We start from the raw sequence: 24,876 nt of genomic DNA, 5'->3' as shown, positions 1-24,876 counted from the left end.
GCTATCCGGTCATGGCCTCAAGCAAGGGTGCTGAATCGAGACCCTTTGAGCGCCGCGCTTTCAGATCGGCGCGCACGACCTTGACCAGGTACTGCGCGAGCGTGGTGACGTCCCGATTGACGTTTTGGATGGCTTTCCAGTGACGGACGTCGCCACCGCCAAAGTCCCACTCGCCCCCCGTCCAGGCGGTTCGGTCCACAAGGCAGCCCATGCCCTTTGCGAATTCCTCCCAGGATCGTGCGCCGTCCAGGGTCGCAAGCACCTCCATGACATAGCCGAGGGCACCAATGCCGGCGCCATGGACCAACCGGGACGTTTTTGGAGTATGCCCCCACCACGCCTCTGGGAAAACCCGCTGGACGGCTTTGTAGAACTCACTGACCAGCTTCAGGCTTCGCTCGCGCCCATTCGCTGACGGCATGAAGTCACGCAAAATGCCATCATTCAGAGAGTTCATGATGACCTTCTGAATCGCCGTGTCGCTGATAATGCCATTAGGGTTGGTATGCTGGTGGATTTGTCCCCTGAGGGAAGAAATTGAAGAATAATTCAGCTTGTCGGTGAACTCTGCTGCAATCGAGCGGCTCTCAAAGCGCGGGGGCAGGCTCTCGACACCAGGGAGCAGTTCGTAGATGAGGGACTTCGGCAACGGCCGCGTGTTGTTGATCAGCACGAACTGCCGGCGCAGCTCCGCCTCATCACGGCAGATCACCACAGACACAAACACCCTGAAGTCCTTATCTTCCAGCTGGGACAAGGCGGTTAGGCGCTGCTGTCCATCCACGACGAGGCCGAGAGGCCCCTCCGAAACATCGATCTTGATCTTGCAGACTGAATCGTCGCCGTCTGTCACCTTTACACCCCTCGTAAAGGCGACCACGATGGGGTTGGGCAGGATCGCATCGGGCTTTTCAAGATAGTCCCGGATTTCTCGGATGTGAGTGGCAATTTGTGGCCGCTGAAAGCCACTCAGATTGCCTTCGCTGTCCCGGCCAATTCGGTCGATTGCTGCAAATGTGAGAATCTCCCTGGCGGACGCGGCGAATGACACGACCGTATGGGATTTGCTTTGATCCGCCCGGATTGCATTAAAGGTCAGATGGCGCATTCAGACGGCCTCTTTGATGTCGAGATTGTTGATAAGATGTTTGTAGACGCCCAGGTTGTGAATACCGCGGCGCTTGTTACGGTTACTCGCGCGGAAGAGGATCACGTCGATTGAGGCACTCTGGCAAATGGCACATGAGCACTGACGCCAGGCGCGGTCGCTGAGCGTCTCACGGTACCGGTCCGCTAATGCCTTTATTTTCGGCGTCTCAGCCACGTCCGCATAGGGGCGCTCCGTTGCCAGGACCGCGTTGTAAGCCATCACGGCCTGTGTGGTCTCCTCGACCTCGTTTTCATTTCGGTCAAAAGCCCGAAGTGCCGAAAGAGCCGTCTTTTCCAACCGAGTCAGGTCTTCCGCACGAAAGGCCCCTCGCTTGACCAGGCGCTGCAGTCGTGTGTTCTCGATCGACTGAGGCACCCGAATGGCGGTGTAGTACTTCAGGCGGCCCTTGTCCGCAGGCAGGTAGTAGTTCTGCCGGTCGTCCTTGAACGCTCTGATCAGAGGCGACGTTGTGTCGAAGCTCGTGATGTTGAATTCAAGGAACGATTCTATGTCGTCAGCCTTGGCGAAGCCGAGCACATGAATTCTCGTATTCGACGGGATGGCTGCACGGATTGCCCGCAGACAGTTTTGAATCTGGTTGGATTTCAGGGGTACCATGCCGCCGATGGCAAGATAGGTATATCCAATACGCACCAACCGCTCGGCAGCGACCGCCATGCTGCCAGGGGACCAGCCCTGCACGACACCGAGGGGCGTGAACCGGTTGCTGATTCGGTGCGCCAAGGCGAAGAACTTGCTCGCATTGTCGAGCGTAATGTCGAACCGCCGCCGCCTTTCTTCCGTTTCGCCCTCGAGTTTCTGCAGACCATCCTCATAGTCGAATATGATGTGATCGACCGAACAGCCGTGCGTAAAACCACCATGGTCGTAAAAGTCGATCATTTCCTCAGGGCTGTAAGGAGGAACTTCTTCGTTCACATAGGTAAAGGCACCGCAGTCTCCATAAATGGCGAGATGTCGATACCGTTCACTGTCGAGGCGCAGGAACTTGCGAGCTCCTTCGATTTGGAATCGCATCGCCTGCGAGGCACTGTATTTTCCGGCGACCCTATGATCGCCGACGATTCCGCGCGACACAAGGATGCCATCATAAGGAGCATACCCGAGGATCTCGTGCGGGTAGAGGTCATCCCAGTACGGTTTACGGGTCGGCGCATGGCGGTCGGCCAGCATGTCGTAGTGCGGATCGACCATATCCAGAGAGTCGGCAAAGATGAACTTCATCGGTGTGGCCTTGCGAGATCTCGGTCGAGGCGAACGAGGTAATCAGACAGCCTCGAGATGTGGGGTGTGGTGCTCTGAACCTCATTCCAGCGCCAACCAAGCTCCTCCCAGACACCTTCAGTCCAGCGGCAGTACGGAGCAATCCGACTCAGCGAACGACGCACCTCCTCCTCGATGGTTGTCGAGGTCTCCGCTCTCAGCATGATGGGGTCCATGAGGGCCCCCATGGCGCGAATGCCGGCTGAATGCATCAGGCGACTCTCGGTTGGCCTCCGCCCCCAGGCGTGGGGAAATATGTCTCGGACGGCGGACCAATACATAATCAAGCTGCGGTACATCCCATCCGTATCGGCGCTGGGCAAACCACTGAATTGGCTCAGAGCCCCGAGTGGAGGTCGAAGATTACGTTTGATCGCCTCGACAAGCGCCGTATCAATGACGACAGCCTTGTCACGCTCGCTGTCGGACTCTCTACGGATGAGATGATAGAATGGCGACGACGGATCCCGGTTCAGCAGGTTACATAATTCTGACGGCAACCGCCGAGGAGCCAAGTCTCGCGGCAGGACGCTGCCGATTTCGGGAAGCAACTCGTTGATCAACCGGGTCGGCAAGGGCTTCGCCTTGTTGACCAAGATGAACTGCTCGCGTTGCGTGCCGATGTCGGGAGAGATGAAGCCGACAACCGGAACCGGGAACCTCGGATTTTTGGCTTTCGCCAAAGCTAGGGAGCGCTGCTGCCCGTCAACGATCCACGCAGCACGCTGGCCTTCTGGGTGAATGGGGATCGTCAGGGTGCCGCCTTGCGCTGCCTCAATGAGTCCCTCGGGGGCAGGCCCCCGCGACTGCCGAAACTCAATTTCCTGCGAAAGGGCCAGAATGATTGCATTGGGGAACAGCACAGGACCGCTGTTGAGAAACTCGAGAATCGAGTTCACATGCTCCCGGATTTCCTTACGCTGAAACCCACGCAATCCATCCGTATCATCTCGGGCAATGCGACTGATGTCCGCCACCTTTGTGATGTCAGATCCATGCAAAAAGAATGAGTAGACTGGAACTCCATCACCCTGGACAGCGCGAAGCGCCCGAACGACGACATGGCTCATAGCGGGAGACATTCCATGCCCTCCCCCTGAAGCTCCTCGAAATTGTTGAACAGATCTCGGAAACGAGATTGCTCGCAAGCAATCCCGAGTTCACGCCGCAGTTTCTGCAGCATGCGGGAACTTTGCCCGCCAACAGCATGGTAATGGACACCGATAGCAGCCCTGATTTCGTCGTCAGTTGCCCTACGACCGACCCGTTTCATTGGAGCAGCGAGCGGCTCAAGGCGGGACCTGACCAAGGCTGCGTGATCCTCGACACCTCCCGTAAATGAGTTGGGCAGGATGAACTGCGTGAAATCCGCCATCGCCCGCTGCGCGAAATCAGCAACAGTACCAGGCCGGCCACCCTCAGCCTCTAGGCGATCATCGTACGGCATCACGGCCGACCTTAAGTCAGCCGGGAGCGCACCAACCTCCGTACGGGTGAACAAACGGAGACGCTCCACCGGCAATGTGAGCAGGTCCCGCTCAACCATTTGCAGGTAAGAGCCAGAGGCCGCAATGAGCAGAAGGCGACAACCAGAAGGCCATTCAAACCGCTGATACTGCTTTAGCACAGCCCACCAGTGATCCGGAGCAATGCCGAGATGGGTCGGGATCGCATTAGGCAACCCTGGCGAGATGGTCGCCTCGTACGAGGGTACCTCCGCCTCCGCATCAACCAACCCAAGCCCAGCAGAGATAATCTTCAGGGGAGCTCCGAGCAATTCCGCCGCACGTCGAGCCTCAGCAAACCCGCGACCACTGTACATCTTATCTGCGCGGGTTCGCCCGAGCCCAGCAAGCTGGCTGAGCCAATGCCGGGCAGCCGCGTCGGGATCCCACTTTGGCACATTCCGAAAGTGAGCCTCCTCTTTTGGAAGCACGCGCTTGCGCCCAGTGCAGGTGGTAATGAGGGTAACGTGTTTCATCGCAACCTTGAAACTGCTTCAGTCTCTCAACCTACCTTACAGAAACTACGTAACACACGCCATCACAATTTCAATTAACTGTTGCCCCATTGTCGGTCGTTAACAGGTTTTCTGCAGGCCGCTGGACAGCGTGACGGCGGTGCCGGGCAGGCTAAGCGCTTTCTGGAGTTTGCACGTGTAAGGTCGATGCGTTGAGTTAAGCGGTTATTCACCACCAGCAGGTTAACAGCCTTAATGGCAATTTTGTATCATATGATGGGCATGTAGTTATCGGTGTCGAAACGGCGCAAACCCACAACCACAGCATTGCAGTCGCCGCGGTCGATGTAGTCGGCCATAAAATCAGTTTGCGGTCGTTCGTAGGGCGTGTGAAACGGCGCTCAGCAATGAGTTCATTTTGCTACGCTGTTCACGGGATTATCCGGGTAGATCTGGGAGAACTGTATTTCGACGAGGTTGTCCCGGAACCTGGAGAACTCGTAGGTAAGTGTACGATCGTCGCTCGCCCCTATGCATACGAGCACAATCCGCTGAAACGAGAACTGGAACGGGCAGCCTAGCCGCGGGACTGCCTCTTCTGCACCGAATGAGCGCCCACCGATCCATCTGAACACGATCGACTATAGGCAACAGCTGATACGTTCCTTCCCCTGCCGAACTCGATTGAAGGGGGCCGCAGAGGTCGCTCGCAAGGCTTGTTCTATCAACTCAAAGAGACTCCCGGGTATCCTCCTCGTGTCAATCGACTCTATGGAGTTCCCGTGACGATCTACGTCTGCAGGCGGTGTACGCATCGTCGGTTAGCCTCGATGAGGTTTGTGAGGCCTCGAAGCGTTCACCTGAAGACGTTGCACACGGACTTGTTGCCCTGAGGTTCTTGCCTGCCCACACCCCCTATGAGGAGCTTGAGATTTAGTAGCGGCTCTGTTGCGGTTAGACACGCTGCTGATGAGTGTCAGCAGCCATGAGGGTACTGAGATGAGGGTGCACGACTTTGGTCTCGCCTGCCCATTCTAGGCCGAGAGCATGTCGCTGGTACGCGGAGTACGAGACGCAGCCAGGACCGGGGTCGCTTGGCAAGTTCGACCATTTCACAACAAAGGCTTGTTGCCGCGGTCCCGCACGAATACTTGACCGGTTCGAGCGACACAGTCAGGCGGAAGCTTCTTCGATCCAATTGGTTTGTAGCCCATCTGCCTCATCATGTTTGTGACCATATAGCCGGCCTGGACAGTTCCTTCGTTGTGCTTGGTGTAATCGCCTCCCAAGGCGGCTTGAAGCAGTGGATCAATTTTTGCCAGCGGGGGCAATCCTTGTGTGATGGCAGTCAGAGCGACCTGCTTGCCCTCTGGGGAGAAGATGATCCGGTGCATCACTTTGGAAATCGGGTCATCCAGGGTTAGAGACTTGTTGGAACGGTAATCGAGACCTGATTGTTCGATGAACTCGACCCAGGCAATTGCCTTTGGGTCACCAGTGTCCGCGCGCTTCCTTGCGTTCACCCAAAGGTTATGACGCTCGGTCGGAAGTTTCGACTTAAGCCACTCGAGATCCATTCTCACAATCAGGTTTCCTGACGGACAGCTACGTGAGGTGCATCTTGGCCCTCGGAGTGCGCGCTCGCAAGCCTAGTGAGATACCATCAACGTATTCAAAATTCTTCTATGGACCTGCGCTGCGTGCCGTATGCTTCGGCCACCATTTCAGCGCCCGAGCAGGTGTTAAGTAGCGAGGCCCGGCCCAGGCAGAGGCATAATGGGGGCCCATCCCTTCGGACAGAGTAGACGTGGAGTGGGCTCGTGTTGAACCCACTCGGATCCTTCTAGCACTTCATGCTGGCCAGTTCCGGCCTGGTGGATGCCCCTGTGCCGTTGCCGGCGCTAGGGACAGTTCTCCACAATTGTCCTGGATAGTGCGTCTCGGCGCTCGATTCGGGAAAGGGCGACCGGTGTGGGCTATGATTAAGGCGCCTCTGAGAGGCGAGCCATGTATCCGAAGCACACGCGGTTGAGATGGACGAAGACAGAAGAGCTAATTACAAATGTGCTTGATCAGGGGAGCCCACGATGGACGAAATGAAAACGGCAGATGCGTTGGAGGTCGCCACTGAATTGTTAATGGAAGCTGCAGCTAGCACCGATACGGCAAGCCGTGAAGGCCATCGTTATCGTTTGGCACTCAACACGATTGAACGGCCGCTTTCGCAACGCGGCGTTACGAAAATCTTTGCCTTCGGCGACAGTAGCCTCAAGCCGTTTATGGACGATCAACTCACAACACTGTGCGACATCGTCCTATTTGACCGTACTACTTCCTGAGCACCGGCATTGGGTGATGGACTTTCGTCCGCCTCTGCTGGAGGGTGACTGGCGCTGTTCCAGACCCAATCCAGATCGAGGTCCCCGTCTGTGCTGGGTGGCTGAGCAAAGGTAATTCACCCCGTCGCTGGCGCGACCGAACTGGTGTTCTCCGCTTGTTGGCGATCTCCCTGCTCGTGGCGCTCGTCATGTAACGGGTAGTCTCCCGCTTAAGGCAGGCAGGCCAAGTGGCCTCTCTCTTCAAACACAGGTGGAGCCCCGGCGCGAAATTAAATCCTCGTTGGGTGGTGGCCGCTTCCAGATCAGGCTTTCGGGATCAATGATCACGCTCAAGGTAAAGGCTGGTTTGCCGAATAGCCTTATAGCTAAGCTTCGTTGTCGTTAAGCTTCAAAAAAAGGTGTTATTGACAATTTATAACGTATCTTTTATAATAAAGTTGCTTCGCCGGTACTTGCCCCTTGAAGCGTTGCCTTTGGGCTTATCAGTTAGCTTGAGCATACGTTACTGCGAAGCTTGTCACGTACCAAATCATCATCAGTTAGCCGCTTGGGCTAACACCCAACGAGGGAGCCTCTGGGCTCCCTTTGTATTTGAGGAGCCATGCTCATGTGCCTTGCTCACCAAATTGGCCACGGTCGCTCTGCCCTACCCCTGTTTAGGGTCAGGATCTCAGCATCCCAGGTCCTGCGCACCCTTGCCGTCAGGTCCCGTTCTGGTTCGGTATATGATATATTCAGTGATATCGGATCTTCACCTCCAACCCGACCACCCTCGCCTATCCCGAATAGGAGCTGATGGCCAGGCGCAAGCGCGCTTACCGGCAAGGCGACCTTGATGGCCTGTGCGGCGTCTATGCTATAGTAAACGCTCTCAAGCACATCCTCCGGCTGCGGGATCAGCAATGTCGAAAGCTCTTCGAAAGGCTGATCAAGAGTCTTGAACAAGACTGTTATCACCTCCACAAGCCTCTTATCCAAGGCATGTACTTTGCCCAACTGAAGCAACTCGCCGTTGTGGCAGGTCACAGCCGCATTCAGGGCAGGTATCTCACCTTCCAAGCTCGTCCTCTGCGGCTAAAGCGGGATCACCGCACTCTACCCCGTATATGGGCTGCATTGGACCAGGAGCTTGGGCCAATGTGTGTGGCTATCGTCGGCCTTACAGGTGCCACCGACCATTGGTGTGTGGTGTACCGGGTGACGCCTAAGACCCTCTGGCTTCTGGACTCTTCTGGCCAGAGCCGGATCCATCGGTCTCGCTGCACAGTCCGGCTCTCCCGCACCCGTTACTGCCTCGATGCCCGCGAGGTTTTGCTGATCAAGCGATAGCCTGTTCGTAACTCCTCTGCAGAACACTCCTTGCCAAAACGGCAGAGCTCTGAGCGCGGCACCTCGGAGTTCTGCCTTGTCTCTTCTTGCAGCAGCAAGTGTAGCTTCATGACCTCGAGAGACCTGTCTTTGATGATTGCTTGGTCTCGCTCTCACCTGCACCGCATTGGACCATCGCGGGAGCAGTCCTCACAAAACACTGCCCATGCGACTCCTGGCAGCAGGCTAGACAAGCTTCTGCTGCCAGACACAATGCACAAAGCGGATATCCTGTGGCAACTGCTGGAGGGAAAGAACAAAAGCTATCACAATGGCGTTGCGCGTCTGAAGGAATCAACGGAAGGATGTTGCTCCTTTCCGAAACACGACGCTGATTTGAACAGGACCGCTATGGTCAGTAAAGCGGCGTGCCTACCTCGACAAAGAGCCACGCAGAAAAAAGGCTAAAAAAGCTCAAGGAATTGAGTATTTTCGAAACCAAATGGGCCATTAAATTAGCATATCAACTTGGCACACAGCAGCGTTGAAGCCAGCCGACAAAGCCTCAGTCGAGTTCCCTGTTTATCTTTGTAGAATGGAATTATCGTACCCAGTCTGCGGCCATAAGGTAGAGCGCCTGTTTTACGCCCGCGCAACCTAAGACAGGGTAATCTTCCACCATCCGGGTAAGGTTTAGGTACGCGGTTGGCCTCTCTAAAAAAGCACCATCAAGCTTTTGAAAGACGCCATACCGAATGCCGTCGGTAACAATGAGGCGCTGGCATCCTTCAAATCCAATCCTCTGTGCGTAGGAGAATGCCTGCGACCGGGCGGTCAGGCAGGCTCGGTTACGCTGCTTTGCCTCGACCACAGCCGTGAGCGTATCTTTTTGCCGTGGCATTCGCGCAAACAATGCAACATCAATTCGGTCCCACTCAACCGCCATTCGTTGCGGTGTCCACCCCAGTGCGCGGAAGAGCGGGATAACGAGATACGAAATTGTTTCGTATTCAGACGGGGTTGTGTGTGAGCGTTCGTACCACTTCGCAATCCGGATCAGCTTTTCTATTTCCTCCATCAGGAGGTCCGTCGAATGCGCTGAGACACCGTTGTCGAAGAGGAATTCCGATATTTCTTGGGGCCTGACCTCAATCAGAGACTCCTTTGCTTGAGGCAAGACCGGCAAAATTCGGCTATTGGGAGTGAGTTGCAGGCTCGCGATCCACGTCAATACGTCAGGCGACGTCAGCACCTGTGTTGTGTCGCCCCATTTCAATGGCTCTCCACTAAAGCGCTTCGGTCCACCGCTCGCCTGCCAAACCCAGTCTACGCGCCGGAGGTGCTGTATATCCCAGCCATCAACATCGCCGAAGTGATCATTCCATTCGTAATCTCCGCGAACATGACCAACACCATACACTTCGGATTTTCCAACCTTGAGAACCACCAAATCTCCATCCTGAATGCGCTCGCAGAACCGCTGCAGGTCCTGCGCTTTGCGCGGCGAGATGCCATTCCTGTTTGGCCAAGGCCCGTCGTAGCCAGGACCGTTCAGGATCACGCCCCAACGCAGGCAAAGCTCTGCATAGTTCCGCTCGGCATCCCCAGCGCCGACCTGCCATACCATTGGGTTTCTCATTATGGCCCCTCATCACTGGTACATCTCGATGTAAAACAGGTCCGCTTACCACGGCAGGGGAATTGATCTCCACCTGGATTGGGTCCCTTCTTGGGCTCAAACGCCTTCAGGTACTTGCCTTGTGTCGCTCAGTTCATTGGTGACTGGAAAGGGCGTGACGAAAGTGATCGGGTTGAAACAAGTGTGACACCCCTTCCCTTTTTTCTTTCTCGTTTTTTATTTCAGAATTCGATCACTTTCGTCACCAATAACAACAACAACGATGGTTAGGGCAGGTTACCCACGAAGGCTCAGGCCGACCACCTTCTGGCCCTTGTTCGAGTGGACAATCTCGAACCCGAAGCTTTCGAGATTGCGTCGGACCGTCAGTTGTTGCTGTCTCATTGTAATTCCCATTTCCTGTGTCCAATCTGCGTACGCTTGATAGAGTTCCAACATCCGGCAACTGCCGTTTCGCTCGCAGCGGTCGTCAAGGAAGGCTGGGAGCGGGTTCGCGAACGTCAACCAGCGCTGCTTTGATGCCTTGATGGCTTCCGGCTCTTTGAAGCGCCAACTACGCCGGATTATTCGTCGTAGGCCGTCAATGGCTCGGTTGAGGACGCCGGAAAGCTCGGACGCCGAGATCCGCTCGAACAGGTCGCGGTCGATTTCCTGTTCCGTGAAGGTGCGCTTGAAGGGGATCACCATGAGACGCCGCATCATGCCGTGACTGAGATCTGCGAGCGAGGGTGGGTTGTTGCAGAGCAGGATAGGAACGGTCAGAACGGTGAAGGTGAAGGGCTGCCCGAACTTTCTCTCACCGGTGACAACCTTTTCCTCGCTAAGCTTTTTCAATTCACCGTCGGGGAGCTTGATCCCAGCCCGCACATCGTCATCGAGCAGGAGAAGCTTGCCGAGTAGGCTGCCGACAGTGAACCGACTGTTTCCAAGATCTTCGACTCGAATCGCGCTTACCAGTTCGGTACCCATCAGCTTAACCATAGTCTGGAGAAGGGCACTCTTACCGTTGCTTCCGCCCCCTTCGCAGACGATCACCGACGGGATCTTGCGGATGGGTTGAATCACATAGCCACACACCTCGTGCCAGTGCCGCACCATCGCCCGGTCGCCACAGAAGATTTCGGTAATGGCATTGTCATACTGGGGGCAGGTGGCGTGAGGGTCATAATCGACGTCAAGAACGTGCCGCAGATAGGACTGTGCACGGTGTGGCTTTAACTCGACCGTTCCGTCAGTTCCAATCCAGAGCTCGCCGTTGCGACAGTTGATGACCGCAGGCGGAGGCGACAAGAAGCGCAGGCGGTCATCACCGACAGCCACCTGAGACGCGAGCAGGGCCATAACCTGCTTGACGAGTGAGGCTGTGTTAGCCGATCGAGGGACATTGAGAGTCTGGAGCGTTTCCAGAACCACGCGCCCCATCACCTTTTGATCCACAGGCGCCCACTTCGTGTCATCGAAGGCCCAAAACTGTCCATCCGGCGCATGGATCAGATGGTTTCCACCGGCGTAGCGGCGGTCCAGCACCGCTTGCATGATAAATTCCCCCTTGTCTTCACCTGGAGCAATTGCGGCCGTGTACCGTGTGATGCTTGTGACAATCTGCTCGACTTCTGAGCTATCGAGTGCAGGCCGACAACGCGCCTCGTTTTCGGCAAGGAGGGCGGCCTTGATTGCGGCAGGCTGAAGCCCGGTGTTGCGCAACTGCCCCGCAAGGCTAGTTAGGGTAGTGTTGCGCCGTCCCTTCGGGATTTCCTGCTCACCAGGCTTACCCTGCACTGGCGGTGAAGGCTCCTTCCGCTTCTGACCGTCCCTAATTTTTTGACGCCAGCTCTTCGGCAGTTTGGTAAGCGATTGAAACTCGGGCGTCCCACCACCTCGCCACGAATATCGCTTGCCTGAGACATGGCGACTGGGCGGGACGACGACAAAGGCTCCATTCGCCTGTAGGTCAACGCCACTGCCAAGAGTTGTCCCATGGCTCGTGCGTACCGTGAATGTGGGATAGCGGAAGAAGTAATGGGTTCCCCCGCCGCCCGTTTCGGAAATGAGCAAGGGCTGCAAGACGCCAAGTTCGGCCTCAAGCTGCTTGAGGGAGCCGTCACCACCGTTACGAGGATCGACGTCGATAACGATTATTCCGGATTGCTTACCAGTTGCGATGGCGATGTTTGCGTCCGGATGTTCTGCGAACGCATCCCGGATTTTACTTTCGTCGGTGGTCGCACCATTGACCCCGCCTGTGAAGAGGGGGTGCTTTCCAGGTCGTACGCAGGAGGCACCTTGGCTACAAGTACAGACTCCTTTTCTAACCGTGTGCAGGAGGATGATTGGAATTCCAGCTCTAGCATAGCGGAGCGCATGTTTGATGTTCGATTGCATGTCAGTTCCATGGTTGCCGCATCAGCGGCGCGCGGCGAAGGGAGGCGCAGACAGGGATGCCCACCTTCAGTTTCAGATATTTTTTCCTGGGAACTGATGGTATTAACGCGCAGAGTGCACGTACTAGTTACTCTAAAGATGAAGCTATCTCACCCTATTCGTCAGCAATAGTCTGATATCGATATAAGTTTTACCTAAATTTACTGCAATAAGGTCGAAAATCAGATTTAAAAGACTCGATTCTGGCTCTTGAAGTCAAGTATTGGGGCACTCTCCCACGCATATCTGCGCGGGCACTGGATATATTTCCTAAACCGCAGCAAGGTCCCGAGCAATTGACCTCCCGCGGCCTATTATCGGGTCGGCAGGGTACCCTGCCGACCCGCTCACCGGGGGGTTACGTCACTCTTTGAACTCGGCCGCAACCGAGAAGACGCATGACAGGCGACCTCGCCTTGATTCGATTGCGCGCACCTGCGCCCTGGCTAGGTCGATCACCAAATGCGCCGGTTGCAGGCAGAGTGGTGTACCCGTGCGTCGGAAGACGACATCGCGCCGTTTGGGGATCACGCGGATCATATTCCAGGCGTGAAGACCGAACAGGGCAATTTCGTAGAAGTCGTCGTCACGAAGGATGTGTGCGTTCCGTACTGTCGTGTCACACAGCAAGCGAAGGTGATCCAACAAGTGCCAAGTGTCATCGTCAATGCGGGCGGCGGCCCCTTCCGGAAGGGTAATCCGCGTCAGCATGGTGAGGCTCCGACGCACGCGGTTGAGGTACTTGTCCGAAGACCCGCTACCTCATAGGCCTCGATATCGCACAGACGATATCGGATTGCGCGGCCAAGTTTAACGTAGACGCACCCGTCCCCACGAAGACGAGCAGCTTGGAGAGTCTTGGGGCTTACGCTCCATCGCTCCGCCAGTTGCGCTTCGGTCAGCAGCACAGGGCTGGAAGGGAGACAAAAGTTTTTATTTTGTTCAGGGGGCATTGCCGCACCTTTCCACAGAGTTCAAGGAGCTCGCACAGACAACGGTGCGAGGGCATGACTTGGAACTGGGTACGGTTTGCAGCGCAGGGCATCAGCGATGCTAAGGCCCATGGACTAGTGCGACTAAGAACTGCCCCCTCTATAAGGGAGCCTAAAACCTAGTGCAACCCGGCTCGGGCAGAAATCGGCATGATTCGAAGCACGCCGGCGCGACGGTTGCTAGGCTGTTGCTAGGCACCTGCAGCATGGGCTTGGGGGGTTAGGTAAGCCTTTGACGGCGTTGGCGATCCCGGGAAGACTCGAACTTCCGACCTACGGTTTAGGAAACCGCCGCTCTGTCCAGCTGAGCTACGGGACCGCACAGACGGATGAGTAGCACAATTCTTCGATAGGTAAACGGGTCATGCACCGCTTCCTGGGCTGGCTGGCGTGGCTGTTTCATTGAGGCCGGATATAGTCCTGTGTCTCGCAGGAATGGTCATGCGGAATTTGAGCGCCCTCGTCTTGGTGTTGGGTCTGCTGCCCCTGTCGGCGGCGGGCCAGGAGCGTGGGGCCCGGCCTGCTAGTGGCAAGGGGCCCGATCCATGCGCGACGCAAAGCCAGCTCGACCGGTTGCAGGGTCTGACCGCCCAGGGCGACCTCGCGCTGGGATCAGGCCGCCTCGCGAGCCTTGCGTCGATCCGACTGCCCGACGATCCTGTCCACCGGGAAGAGGCCCTCGGCTGGCTTCGGGCCTGGACAGGGCGCGAGGTCCGGGTGCAGGGCCGGCCTGAACCCGACCGCTGGGGCCGGATCCCTGCGCGGATCCGGCTTATGGGCGAATCGACCTCTCTCGATCTGGCCCATGGCCTCGTGGAGGCCGGCCTTGCGCTGGTGGATCCGGGGGCGGCGGACGCGTTCTGTCATCCGGAATTGTTGGCGCTCGAGGCCACGGCCAGGGAGCAAAGCCTTGGTGTCTGGAAGGATGACCGCTATAAGCCCTTGGACGCCGAACGGATCGACCGCTTGCGCGATCGGGTCGGCAGCTTCGTTCTGGTCGAGGGACGCATCCGCAGCATCGGCGAGCGGACTCAACGAACCTATTTAAACTTCGGGGGGCAGTGGGCAGAGGACTTCACGATCATCGTGCCGAAGAAAACATGGAAGCTGATGGCGGAACGCGGTCTCGACGCTGCGGCGCTGAAAGGCCAGCGGGTCCGAGCCCGAGGCATTTTGGAGCCTTGGCAAGGCGCCTCTCTTACCATTGTACTTCCGGAGATGATGGAACGCCTCGCAGGCGAACGCCTGCCACGCTGAGCAAGCATGAGCGAAACACGTTATTCAGCAGGACTTCGAGTTGCCGGCAGCCTGACGCTCGCGGCCCTGCTCTCTGGCTGCGCCGCCCTGGGCTTCGGCAGCATGTCGGTCCCGTCCGATGCGCCCCGGGTGATCGGGCCGGAAAGGCCGCGGGACCAGGATCACGAGCGCCTGGTGGCGGCGTTCGGAGGGGAGGCCAAGGCGCCGCAGATGCAGCGCCGCCTCAACGACATCGTCAACCGCCTCGTCATGGCGACCGACAGGCCGGACGAGTCCTACCAGGTGACCATCCTGAACTCCCCCGTGGTGAACGCCTTCGCGCTTCCCAACGGTCGGCTCTATGTCACCCGCGGCCTCCTGGCGCTTGCCAACGACACATCGGAAGTGGCTGCCGTGCTGTCCCACGAGATCGCCCACGTCACCCTGCGGCATGCCTCCCAGCGCAATGAGTTGCAGGCCCGGTCGACCCTGATCAAGCGGGTGACGGAAAATGTGCTCAACGACGCCGAGCAGGCGGCCGTGGAGCAAAGCGAGGCGCGCTCCAACTTGGCGAACTTCTCGCGCGCTCAGGAGCTGGAGGCCGACCAGACCGGCGTGCGGGTTCTGGCGCGGGCCGGGTTCGACCCCTACGGAGCGCCGCGCTTCCTGACGGCCCTGGGTCGTTCAGGCACAGGATCCAAGGACAATGCGGGGGCGGACATGATGGCGTCCCATCCCAGCACCAACGACCGCATCTCGCAGGCCCTTCAGGCCGCCAAGCGCGCCGGGCAGCCAGGCATGGGCGAAGCGACCCGGTCCGACTATCTGGCTTCCCTCGACGGCATCGCCTTTGGTGACGACCCGGCCGACGGCGTGGTAAAGGGGCGCCGCTTCACCCATGCGAGGCTGGGCGTCGCCTTTGAGGCCCCCGAGGGCTTCTCGCTCGAGAATACCTCGCAGGCGGTGCTCGGGGCATCGCAGGACGGCTCGCGCCGGCTTCTGTTCGACGCGGCCAATACGCCGAGCGGCCAGAGCCTGGAGGAGGTTCTGCGCTCGACCTGGACCGACACGATCGAGCCGGGCAGCCTGGAAACCACCACCATCAACGGCCTACCGGTCGCCACCGCCACCTCGGTCGGCAAGGAATGGTCGTTCCGCCTCTCGGCCATCCGCATCGGCAGCACCACGTACCGGCTCATCATGGCGACGCGCAGCGGCGGGGGCGATCTGGAAGGCATGTTCCAGCGGACCCTCGACACGGTGCGCCAAGTCAAGCGCGACGAAGCCCGGCAGGTCCGCCCGTTGAAGCTGCAGGTCGTCACCGCGCAGGAAGGCGATACGGCCCAACGTCTGGCGGACCGCATGCCGGTCGACCGGGCCCTGGACCGTTTTCTGTTGCTGAACGGACTCGACCGGAACGCCCCCCTGAAACCTGGCGAACGCTATAAAATCATCGTCGAGTGATAGGCAGGCCTGTGGCGAAAGCATCGAACCCGGAAGCGGCGGCCGCTTCCGGGTTCGATGTTGATCTGTCAAAGCGGAAGAACCGGGTGCCGCGTCTGGCCTGACGCGCTAGACGAAGGCTCCGGACGCCTGAGGATACTTCTCCATCAAGGCGCGCTTGAGTTTCTCAAGCGCGCGGTTCTCGATCTGGCGGACGCGTTCCTTCGAAATCCCGAGCCTGTCGCCAAGGAATTCGAGGGTGACCTGCTCGTCCTCGAGGCGGCGGGCCCGCAGGATGCGCAGCTCACGTTCGTTGAGAACCTCAAGCGCCTGCCGCAGCCAGCGTACGCGGCGTTCGGTGTCGATCACCTCGCTGACGCTCTCGTCCGGCAGGGGGCTGTTGTCGACCAGGAACTCGACCCGCTCGGCGGAGTTCGACGCATCAGCGTCGAGAACCGGGGCATTGAGGGATGTGTCCGGTGCCGACAGACGGGCGTCCATGAGCGCCACGTCGGCGCTGGAAACGCCGATCGCCTCGGCGATCTTGGCATGGACATCGGAAGCAATGCGCTCCTCACCGCCCCGGGTCAGACGGGCGCGCAGGCGGCGCAGGTTAAAGAAAAGGGCCTTCTGGGCGGAACTAGTTCCGCCACGGACAATTGACCAGTTGCGCAGGATATAATCCTGCACGGAGGCGCGGATCCACCACGTAGCGTAGGTCGAGAAGCGCACCTCCCGTTCGGGTTCGAACCGGGCGGCGGCCTCAAGCAGGCCGACATGCCCCTCCTGAACGAGATCGGCCATCGGCAGTCCGTAGTGACGGAAGCGGGCGGCGAGCGCGATCACGAGACGCATATGCGCAGCCGTCAGCTGATGAAGAGCCGTTTCATCGCGGTTCTCTTTCCAGCGCACGGCTAACAGATGCTCTTCTTCCCTCTCGAGAAAAGGAGCATTCATGGCGGCGCGGACGAACCGGCGACGAACCCCTGAGATTTCTCCCATTGTGTCCTCCTTGGCAGAGACACAACGAGCGACTGGGGAAAAAGTTCAGGACAAAACTGCTGAGGTTGCGAAAATAGATTCCGGACCTTCGAAAACAAGAGGCTGGAAAAAGAAAAAAGCCCGGCGGGAAGCCGGGCTTTTCCAAAGGCGGAACAGGGGCCTGGATCAGGCTGCCTCCTCCTGGAGATCGTCGCCGTCGGCGTCCACGTCGCCCTTGGCGCGGCGCGGAGACTTGGCAAGGCTCTGCTCGATCAGCTTCAGGGCTTCCGTATCGGTGATCTTGTTGACGGCCGCGATTTCGCGGACAACCCGGTCGAGGGCCGATTCATAGAGCTGACGCTCGCTGTACGACTGCTCCGGCTGAGCCTCTGAGCGGTACAGGTCGCGTACGACCTCGGTCACGGAGATCAGATCGCCGGAATTGATCTTGGCTTCATATTCCTGGGCGCGGCGCGACCACATGGTGCGCTTGACGCGGGCCCGGCCGGTCAGCACGTCCAGAGCCTTCTGGACCAGGGCCGGCTCGGCCAGCTTGCGCATGCCGACGCTGGAGACCTTCCCGGTCGGGACGCGAAGGACCATCTTGTCCTTATCGAAGGAGACCACGAACAATTCCAGTTTAAAGCCCGCGATTTCCTGCTCCTCGACAGCCGTGATGCGGCCGACGCCGTGAGCGGGGTACACAATTGCTTCGCCGGTTTTGAAACCCAGGCGCTGGGCGGACTTTTTGGTGGTCGTCATGCGAGAGAGGCCTCCTTGCATGGTCCTCGCTTTCAGGCGAGGCGCTTTAATTCCATCGGGCAGGGCCCCGGAAGGAACGAAAATGACTGGTTGCGGAACGTGATTGCTCCGCGCATCTCCCTGATGAGCCAGTAGCTGGAAAACGCCCATAACCCATGACATAAGGTTGGTCAGTCTACCTTAGGTCATCGGTTGTGCTGTCATAGTTTCATCGTGTGGACTGCCTACCTGCGGGGTCGGCGCACGGAATGGGCGCATGCGACGGCATTGACGAGACCCTATCACAGTCCGCCCGAAAAAGCAAAAAATTTCAGAATCAGTGTTAAAAAAGTTCGCGTACGGCCACGTTTCGTAACCGATGTTTCGTCTCTCAGTCGCCCTCGCCGGGAGCCGGGGTGAAGAACTTGTCGTACTTGCCGGGGACGCCGTCGAACTCCTTGGCGTCGGGCGGCGCGTCCTTCTTCTGAGTGATGTTGGGCCAGCTCTTGGCCATTTCGGCGTTAATCTTGAGCCACTGCTCCAGGCCGGGCTCCGCGTCGGGCTTGATGGCTTCAGCCGGACATTCGGGCTCGCAGACGCCGCAATCGATGCACTCGTCGGGATGGATGACGAGCATGTTCTCGCCCTCGTAGAAACAGTCGACCGGGCACACCTCCACGCAGTCCATATATTTGCACTTGATGCAATTTTCCGTGACGACGTAAGTCATGAACAGTCCTTCGAGGGTCGGTTCGATCGAAACAGGCGGTCTGGCGTCGCTCTAACCGCTGCCGTCACGGCTGACAAGCGTTCCTTCGGCCTCATTGAGGTCAACGTAGAGCAGCCTTGCTTCCGTTGCAGGGCCCCGGCGCTCTCCGAGCCCCTCGACCCGGACCACGAGGGTCGTCCAGGCAAGAGCCAAGGTGATCACGTCGCCCACCGCCACGGCCTTGGCGGCATTGTCCGTCCGCTGGCCGTTTATCCGGACAAAGCCGCCGGTGACGAGCTTGGCGGCCAGGGTCCGGGATTTGGCGAAGCGCGCGAACCACAGCCACTTGTCGAGCCGCTGCCGGTCCTCACGCATGGAGCCTCACAGTCTCACTTCTTGCTGTCCTCAAGCTGGGCCTTGAGGGCCATCAGCTTGGCGAAAGGCGAGTTCGGATCTGGCTGCTTCTCCCGGCGATCGGGCCCGCCGTCGCGGCGTCCCTCGGGCCGCTTGTCCGGACGGGGACCGCGACGCTCGTCGGGCCGGTTCGGCCCACGGTGCGGCCGATCCTGCTGCTGACGGCCGCCCTCCCCTTGCGCCTCGCGGCGCTCGGGCTGGCGGTCCGGGCGTGGGCCCTGACGGTGCGGGCGGTCACCCGCAGGACGCCCGCCTGCCGGGCGCTCGCCTTGGGTGTCTCCCTGGCGGGGACGCCGGTCGGGGCGCTGCTCCGTGCGCTCTCCCCGATTGGGGCGTCCGCGTCCGTGGCGGGCATGGCCGCCCTCGTGGTGGCGACGGCCCTGACGCCAGATTTCAATCATCTCGGGCTCGGCCGGGGCTTCGGCTGCACCCTCGGGCGCCGCAGCCTGAGCCTCGGCGGGAGCGGCGCCTTCATGGGCAGCCTCGACGGCCTCATTGACCGTGGCTGTGCCCTCCGGAGCCTCCGCTGCGACAGCCCCAACCTCCTGCGTGAGAACCGGAGCCTCGGCGGCTTCGGCTTCCGACGCTTCTGGCGAATCCTCTTCGACCACTGCTTCGGCAGGCTCGCCCTCGGGCGCCGGGGCAGGAGCCGCCTCGGTGGACGCCGCCGGCACGATCGGCGTGGTGATGGCCGGGCCGGGGCGGCGCTCAGCCACGTAGCCCAGGGACTTGAGAATGGTGGCGAAATCCTCGCCAGCGCAGCCTACGAGGGACGTCATGGACACGGTGGGAACGAACCCGTCCCCGTCCGCCGCGCCTGCCGGCGGTTCGCCCGGCGTGACGCCGGGCCTGTAGGTGATGGCGGGCCGGATGAGGTCGGCCAGACGCTCGAGAATATCAACGCGCACGGCCCGGTTGCCGCAGACCCGGAAGCCGGCGGCCCGGTAAAGGCCTGGCGCGATGTCGTGATCGACGGGGATCGAGGTTCGGCCGGACTGGGCCAGATGGGCGATCTCGTCGATGCCCTTCTGCTCGAGGCCGCCGTTCTGCAACGCCCAGAGCTGCGCCGCCAGCGTGCGGGGCGCGGGCTTCAACAGGGCCGGCAGGTAAAGGTGATAGGCCCCGAACCGGATGCCGGCCTTGCGCAGGGCCGCGCGGGCGTCCTGATCCAAGCTGCGCACGTCGTTGAGCACCTTCGAGCGCTCGAGGACACCAAGGGATTCGCCGATCTGGAACGCGATGCCCCGGGCGAGGCCCGTGAGTTCCTGGCTGTCCTCCAGCTGCATGAGTGGGCGGAGAAGCCGCACGATATAAGCTTTGAGCCAGGCCCGCAGGCGGGTCTCGACCTTGTCGCGGGCCGGCCCCGTAAGCTGCTCGTCGGAGAGGACGCGCAGGCGCGGGTCGAAGAGCTTGTCCCCAGGCTCCAGCTTGGCGACCGGGTCGCCCATCCAGCGGATGGTGCCGTCGTTCGACAGCACCAGCAGGGTGTCCGGGGTCTCGGCGAACCGGTCCGCCCGCGCCTCGATCTCCCCGGCCAGGGCCTTGCTGGCTGCGTTGCGCAGGGTCTTGGCCTCTCCCGTGTCGGCCTGGGGATCAGGCACGAAATGGAAGCCGTGCAGGTGGCCGATGTGCTGACCCTCGACAGTGACGTCGCCGGTGGTCGTAATTTCCGCTTCGAGCATCGTGTTCTCTCTCAAGCGCCGCATGAGAACGCTGGTTCGCCTGTCAACAAAGCGCTGGGCGAGACGTTCATGAAGCGCGTCCGATAGCTTGTCCTCTACCTGACGCGCAACACCCTGCCAATGCTCTGGATCCTTCAACCAGTCGGGACGGTTAGCGACGAAGGACCAAGTCCGGACCTGGGCGATTCGGTTCGACAGGGTGTCGATGTCTCCATCCGTACGGTCCATGGCCGACAAATGGCGGGAAAACCAATCCGCCGGCACGGCTCCGTCCTTCATGAGGAAACGATAGATCTGTCCGACAAGATCCGCATGGGTTTGTGGGGACACTTTTCTGTAATCGGGCACCTGACAGACCTGCCAGAGCCTCTCCACTGCGACCTTGGACCGCGCAAAGGCCTGGATGTCGTCGTCCCGCGCCAGCACTTCGAGCGCCGCCACGTCCTCCCCCATGGGGGCGCGCACGAGGCCGTATTCGCGGGGCTGCTCGGCCAGGGAATCGCGCAGGCGTCCGAGGGTGGAGAAATCGAGATCCGGGTTGCGCCACTGCAGGATGCGCAGGGGATCGAAGGTGTGGTTCTCCAGCGCCTCGACGGTTTCCGCGTCGAAGGCCGGGCAGCGTCCCGTGGTGCCGAAGGTGCCGTCCCGCATGTGGCGGCCGGCGCGACCGGCAATCTGGGCCAGCTCCGGGTTGTACAATTTGCGGAAGCGGAAGCCGTCGTACTTCTTGTCGGACGCGAAGGCCACGTGGTCGACGTCGAGGTTGAGGCCCATGCCGACCGCATCCGTGGCGATCAGATAATCCACGTCCCCGTTCTGATAGAGCTCGACCTGCGCGTTGCGGGTGCGGGGCGACAGGGCCCCCAGAACCACCGCCGCGCCGCCGCTCTGGCGGCGGATCAACTCGGCAATGGCGTAGACCTCCTCGGCCGAGAAGGCCACGATGGCGCTGCGGCGCGGCAGGCGGGACACCTTCTTCTCGCCCGCGAAGGTGAGCTTCGATAGGCGCGGCCGGGTGATCACGTGCACGTTGGGGATCAACGTCTCGATCAGGGGCCGCATGGTGTTGGAGCCGATGAGCAGCGTCTCCTCGCGCCCGCGCTGGTTCAGCAGGCGGTCCGTGAACACATGGCCCCGGTCGAGGTCGCTGGCGAGCTGGATCTCGTCCACGGCCACGAAGGCGAGATCGAGATCCCGGGGCATGGCCTCGACGGTGGAGATCCAGTAGCGCGGACGGTCCGGCTTGATCTTTTCCTCACCAGTGACGAGGGCCACGTTGTGAGGGCCCGCCTTCTCCACCACGCGCTGATAGACCTCGCGGGCGAGCAGGCGCAGCGGCAGGCCGATCATGCCGCTTTCGTGACCAAGCATCCGCTCGATGGCCAGATGGGTCTTGCCCGTGTTGGTCGGGCCAAGCACGGCTGTGACGCCACGCGAACGGACTTGCGGGGGAAGGGAACGACGGGCCATGCCTGAAAAATGACGCGGGTTTGGTCCCGATGAGAGGATCGAGGGGCTCCATGACCGCAAAGCGGGAACAAAAAAGCCGTCTCGGTAAAGCAGCCCGGCGCGAGACGCCCGGCTGCGGGCTAAACCCTTATATGGTGTTTCACAGCGGTTTCACCACCGTCCGGGACGATTAAAGGCTCGTGCGGACAGGCTTTTCTACTGCTTGTTCGAGATGGGGACCACCTTCGCGTCCCCCTCCACGGAAAACCGGGAGGCCTCGACCACGCTCACGCCCACCATGGTGCGTACCGAAACCCGGACTGGGAAAAGGAGACGCTGCCCCTCGACCGGCGCGAGCCAGACCGACATGTCCTTGTTGTCACGCATGAATTTGGTCGCGGGCCGCTCAGACCGGTGGCCCGAGATCGGCACGTAGCGGGCGTTGCACACCAGAACAGGGCCCGAATAGCCGGGCACTTCGACCTTGTTGGTCCCGCCATAGCTGAGGACCACATTGAAGCGCGCCGCCCCATCGAAGACCGGGATCGTGCGGTTGCAATTGGCCGCATCGGTCAGGTTGCCGTTGCCGATCGCCGGCATCAGCAGGGCGCTGACCGGATCGACCACGCCCTTCTTGTCCTGCTCCTTCACCGGAACCCGATCGGGCTTCTCGTCGATGGGCGGATCGATGTCGACGGCCGCCACGTTGCCGGCCGTCAGGCCCATGCGCACGATGCGCTGGTCGTCGGAGGAGCGCGACGTCACCGCAAAGGAAGTAGGCTGCGGCTGGGAGCCGACGATGGCGCCCGCGGCGGTCGCCGCGCCCTTGCCGCCGGTCAGAAGCTTGGCGAGACCAGACAGCTTGACGCCCGCTTCCATCTTGTATTTCGAGCCGTCGAAGGTCCCGACGAGATCAGCCTTGCCCAGGGACAGGCCGATCAGGCTGACGTCATAATCCACCTTGAGAGTCCCCGCCCCGCTCGGCGAGCCGACGCCCACAAGGGCCAAGGTTAGTAAGGTGGAAGCAAGAGGGTGCATAGGGCTTTCCCGGAACTGGGTCAGGTCACATGTTAACGGAATCAGGATATATAGTGACCACGATGCTGCAAAAAATCGAGATGCGGCGCCGTGTTATTCTTGACGCGGGCCCCTGTTTTGACCTATAGGCTCGCAACTTCCAAGGACTTCTGGTGTCCGGCCGCGCGGGATCTGCGTTGAAGCAAACCCGTGAAAGATAAGGCCGTGGCACCCTGACACAATAGGATTGAACCCATGTCGCGCCGTTGCGAACTGACCGGCAAGGCCGTGCTGAGTGGCCACCTGGTGAGCCACTCGAACCGCAAGACGAAGCGGAAGTTCCTGCCGAACCTCTGCAACGTCACGCTCGTCTCCGATACGCTGAACCGCTCCGTGCGTCTTCGCGTCTCCGCCAATGCGCTCCGTTCGGTCGAGCACCGCGGCGGACTCGATGGCTTCCTGGCCAAGGCCAAGGCGGACGAGCTGTCGTCGAACGCCCTCACGATCAAGCGCGAGATCGAGAAGAAGCTCGCCGCTGCGAGCTAAGCTCGGCTTTTTCGACACCTGACTCTGCGTTTCGGGCGGCGTCCAAGCCGCCCGTTTTGCGTTTCCAGCGTGTAGAGCATCGGATCGGCGCATCGTTGGACCGGAAGACCGGACCGGCGTTCCAAGCGCGATGCGCCAGGAGACGAACCGCATGACCCGCATCGACCGTCGCGATTTCCTCATCGCACTTGCCGCCATGACCCTGGTCGTGCTGGCCTCGAACATCCTTGTGCAGCACCCGTTCACCCATCTGGGGCTGGCTGATTATCTCACCTGGGGTGCCTTTACCTATCCGTTCTCGTTCCTGGTGACGGACCTGGCGAACCGGCGATTCGGGACCGCCGGCGCGCGCCGGATCGTCTATGCGGGCTTCGTCCTGGCCGTGGTCCTGTCGGTGGCGCTGGCGACGCCGCGCATCGCCATCGCGTCGGGTGCGGCCTTCCTGGTGGCGCAGCTTCTCGATATTCGCATTTTCGCGCGGCTGCGCGACAAGGCCTGGTGGCTTCCCCCCTTCGTGTCGTCCGTGATCTCCTCGGCCCTCGACACGGCCATCTTCTTCTCGGTGGCGTTCTATTGCGGCGTTCTGCCGGGCACCGGAAGCACCATCAGCGGCTTGCTCGGTTCCGTGGGAGTCGCGGACGAATGCGTCGTCCTGCCCTGGACGAGCCTCGCCATAGCGGACTATGGCGTGAAGCTGGCCCTGGCGGCCCTGGCGATTGCCCCCTATGGGGCCATCCTGCGGCTCATGCGCCCCTTTACGACCCCGCGCGCGATCTGACCCGAAGAGGCGCGATTACAGCGCCTCCTCCACGTAAGGCGGATGGGGAATGGCTTGGTGGGCGGCGCGCAAAGCGGCCGACCAGCGTTCGCGCAGATCCCGGAAATACGGCTCGTCCTCCTGAATGCGGTAGGTGATTCCGGCTTTCAGGGCATTGCGCTTGGCCATCACGATATCAATCGGCAAACCAACGCCCAGATTCGACTTCAGCGTCGAATCCATGGAAATGAGCCCGAGTTTCAGGGCCTCGATCAGCTCCGTTTCATGGGAGATCGCCCGGTCGAGGATAGGCTTCCCGTATTTGGGCTCGCCGATCTGCAGGAACGGCGTGTCCTGGGTCGCCTCAATGGCGTTGCCGGCCGAATAGACCTGGTAGAGGCGCATCGGCCCCTGCCCGATCTGCCCTCCCAGAAGGATCGTCACGTCGAACCCCGTACGGTGCTTTTCCATCTCGGCCCCGTCCATCTCGTAGACCTGACGGACGGCCCGCCCCACGAGCTGGGCGGCCTTGAACATGCTGGAAACGCTCAAAAGCGTCTCGAGCTCGCCGGTCACAGGATCCTCGATCCCATCGGACAAAAGGGACATCACCGACTGGCTCACGGACAGGTTGCCGGCGGTTGCCAGGGTGATGACCCGCTCGCCCGGGATCTCGAACAGGTGCAGCTTCCGGAAGGTCGCGATGTTGTCCACGCCCGCATTGGTGCGGGTGTCGGCGATCATCACGAGGCCATCCCGCACCAGGATGCCGACGCAATAAGTCATGGGTGCTCCTCCTGGAGGCTTC

21 protein-coding genes and 1 tRNA gene are annotated in these 24,876 nt (G+C 60.2%); 6 read left to right on the top strand and 16 right to left on the bottom strand.

The genetic code is table 11. The features are described 5' to 3' along the window. Position 1 precedes the first annotated feature (1 nt). The 3 genes from dbpB (DRB19_RS02820) to dbpB (DRB19_RS02810) are packed head-to-tail and all read right to left on the bottom strand — an operon-like array spanning position 2 to position 3,516. Positions 2-1,108, bottom strand: a complete 1,107-nt coding sequence (gene dbpB / locus DRB19_RS02820) for a DGQHR domain-containing protein DpdB (RefSeq protein ID WP_114184512.1) — start codon at positions 1,106-1,108, stop codon at positions 2-4. Beyond that, the gene (gene dpdA / locus DRB19_RS02815; RefSeq protein WP_114184511.1) at positions 1,109-2,395 is read right to left on the bottom strand and encodes a tRNA-guanine transglycosylase DpdA; all 1,287 of its coding nucleotides are present in this window, start codon (positions 2,393-2,395) and stop codon (positions 1,109-1,111) included. Next, positions 2,392-3,516: a DGQHR domain-containing protein DpdB gene (gene dbpB, locus DRB19_RS02810; protein WP_114184510.1), complete on the bottom strand. Its 1,125-nt coding sequence runs from the start codon at positions 3,514-3,516 to the stop codon at positions 2,392-2,394. The genes dpdA and dbpB (DRB19_RS02810) overlap by 4 nt, the downstream gene beginning before the upstream one ends. Before the next feature lie 56 nt (positions 3,517-3,572). On the opposite strand from dbpB (DRB19_RS02810), the gene DRB19_RS29710 reads away from it, so the two are divergent. Beyond that, positions 3,573-3,776 carry a hypothetical protein gene (locus tag DRB19_RS29710; RefSeq protein ID WP_162815564.1) on the top strand — a complete coding sequence of 68 codons (204 nt, stop codon included), beginning with the start codon at positions 3,573-3,575 and terminating at the stop codon, positions 3,774-3,776. Between the two features lie 1,730 nt (positions 3,777-5,506). Here the strand turns inward: DRB19_RS29710 and DRB19_RS02795 are convergent. After that, positions 5,507-5,971: a hypothetical protein gene (locus tag DRB19_RS02795; protein ID WP_114184507.1), complete on the bottom strand. Its 465-nt coding sequence runs from the start codon at positions 5,969-5,971 to the stop codon at positions 5,507-5,509. 510 nt (positions 5,972-6,481) lie between these two features. On the opposite strand from DRB19_RS02795, the gene DRB19_RS02790 reads away from it, so the two are divergent. Continuing rightward, positions 6,482-6,733 (top strand): hypothetical protein, encoded by a 252-nt coding sequence (locus tag DRB19_RS02790; protein WP_114184506.1) that lies wholly within the window; start codon positions 6,482-6,484, stop codon positions 6,731-6,733. A gap of 618 nt (positions 6,734-7,351) precedes the next feature. Here the strand turns inward: DRB19_RS02790 and DRB19_RS02785 are convergent. The 5 genes from DRB19_RS02785 to DRB19_RS02760 form a co-directional block, all read right to left on the bottom strand. Beyond that, positions 7,352-7,792 (bottom strand): hypothetical protein, encoded by a 441-nt coding sequence (locus tag DRB19_RS02785; protein ID WP_114184505.1) that lies wholly within the window; start codon positions 7,790-7,792, stop codon positions 7,352-7,354. Positions 7,793-8,642: 850 nt separating this feature from the next. After that, positions 8,643-9,668, bottom strand: a complete 1,026-nt coding sequence (locus DRB19_RS02780) for a hypothetical protein (RefSeq protein WP_210207436.1) — start codon at positions 9,666-9,668, stop codon at positions 8,643-8,645. Between the two features lie 288 nt (positions 9,669-9,956). Next, a complete protein-coding gene (locus DRB19_RS02775) occupies positions 9,957-12,062 on the bottom strand; it encodes a phage/plasmid primase, P4 family (RefSeq protein WP_114184503.1) in 2,106 nt (701 codons plus the stop codon). A 402-nt stretch (positions 12,063-12,464) separates the two neighbouring features. Beyond that, positions 12,465-12,812: a hypothetical protein gene (locus tag DRB19_RS02770; protein WP_114184502.1), complete on the bottom strand. Its 348-nt coding sequence runs from the start codon at positions 12,810-12,812 to the stop codon at positions 12,465-12,467. A gap of 523 nt (positions 12,813-13,335) precedes the next feature. Continuing rightward, a tRNA-Arg gene (locus DRB19_RS02760) sits at positions 13,336-13,412 on the bottom strand. A 122-nt stretch (positions 13,413-13,534) separates the two neighbouring features. Between DRB19_RS02760 and DRB19_RS02755 the strand changes: the two genes are divergently transcribed. Both DRB19_RS02755 and DRB19_RS02750 read left to right on the top strand, forming a co-directional pair. Then, positions 13,535-14,350 (top strand): thermonuclease family protein, encoded by an 816-nt coding sequence (locus DRB19_RS02755; protein WP_147021660.1) that lies wholly within the window; start codon positions 13,535-13,537, stop codon positions 14,348-14,350. Between the two features lie 6 nt (positions 14,351-14,356). Then, positions 14,357-15,793: a M48 family metalloprotease gene (locus DRB19_RS02750; RefSeq protein WP_114184499.1), complete on the top strand. Its 1,437-nt coding sequence runs from the start codon at positions 14,357-14,359 to the stop codon at positions 15,791-15,793. A gap of 108 nt (positions 15,794-15,901) precedes the next feature. Here the strand turns inward: DRB19_RS02750 and DRB19_RS02745 are convergent, their stop codons facing one another. The 6 genes from DRB19_RS02745 to DRB19_RS02720 form a co-directional block, all read right to left on the bottom strand. Beyond that, entirely contained in the window at positions 15,902-16,774 is an 873-nt protein-coding gene (locus tag DRB19_RS02745; RefSeq protein WP_114184498.1) for an RNA polymerase factor sigma-32, read from the bottom strand. A gap of 165 nt (positions 16,775-16,939) precedes the next feature. Beyond that, positions 16,940-17,515 (bottom strand): CarD family transcriptional regulator, encoded by a 576-nt coding sequence (locus DRB19_RS02740; RefSeq protein ID WP_114184497.1) that lies wholly within the window; start codon positions 17,513-17,515, stop codon positions 16,940-16,942. 370 nt (positions 17,516-17,885) lie between these two features. After that, positions 17,886-18,224, bottom strand: coding sequence for a ferredoxin FdxA (gene fdxA / locus DRB19_RS02735; protein ID WP_114184496.1), 339 nt, complete (start codon positions 18,222-18,224; stop codon positions 17,886-17,888). 51 nt (positions 18,225-18,275) lie between these two features. After that, positions 18,276-18,578 carry an RNA-binding S4 domain-containing protein gene (locus DRB19_RS02730; protein ID WP_114184495.1) on the bottom strand — a complete coding sequence of 101 codons (303 nt, stop codon included), beginning with the start codon at positions 18,576-18,578 and terminating at the stop codon, positions 18,276-18,278. Positions 18,579-18,592: 14 nt separating this feature from the next. Continuing rightward, positions 18,593-21,769: a helicase-related protein gene (locus DRB19_RS02725; protein ID WP_114184494.1), complete on the bottom strand. Its 3,177-nt coding sequence runs from the start codon at positions 21,767-21,769 to the stop codon at positions 18,593-18,595. Positions 21,770-21,964: 195 nt separating this feature from the next. Then, a complete protein-coding gene (locus tag DRB19_RS02720) occupies positions 21,965-22,786 on the bottom strand; it encodes a DUF3108 domain-containing protein (protein ID WP_114184493.1) in 822 nt (273 codons plus the stop codon). Positions 22,787-23,020: 234 nt separating this feature from the next. Between DRB19_RS02720 and rpmB the strand changes: the two genes are divergently transcribed. Both rpmB and DRB19_RS02710 read left to right on the top strand, forming a co-directional pair. After that, the gene (rpmB, locus tag DRB19_RS02715) at positions 23,021-23,311 is read left to right on the top strand and encodes a 50S ribosomal protein L28 (RefSeq protein WP_114184492.1); all 291 of its coding nucleotides are present in this window, start codon (positions 23,021-23,023) and stop codon (positions 23,309-23,311) included. Positions 23,312-23,462: 151 nt separating this feature from the next. Further along, positions 23,463-24,089 (top strand): queuosine precursor transporter, encoded by a 627-nt coding sequence (locus DRB19_RS02710; RefSeq protein ID WP_114184633.1) that lies wholly within the window; start codon positions 23,463-23,465, stop codon positions 24,087-24,089. A 15-nt stretch (positions 24,090-24,104) separates the two neighbouring features. Here the strand turns inward: DRB19_RS02710 and DRB19_RS02705 are convergent, their stop codons facing one another. Continuing rightward, a complete protein-coding gene (locus DRB19_RS02705) occupies positions 24,105-24,854 on the bottom strand; it encodes a proteasome-type protease (protein WP_114184491.1) in 750 nt (249 codons plus the stop codon). Positions 24,855-24,876: the final 22 nt, after the last annotated feature.

The sequence above is a fragment of the Microvirga aerophila genome, from assembly GCF_003332305.1.
Classification (GTDB): Bacteria; Pseudomonadota; Alphaproteobacteria; order Rhizobiales; family Beijerinckiaceae; genus Microvirga; species Microvirga aerophila.
This window is presented reverse-complemented; position numbering and strand designations above follow the sequence as displayed.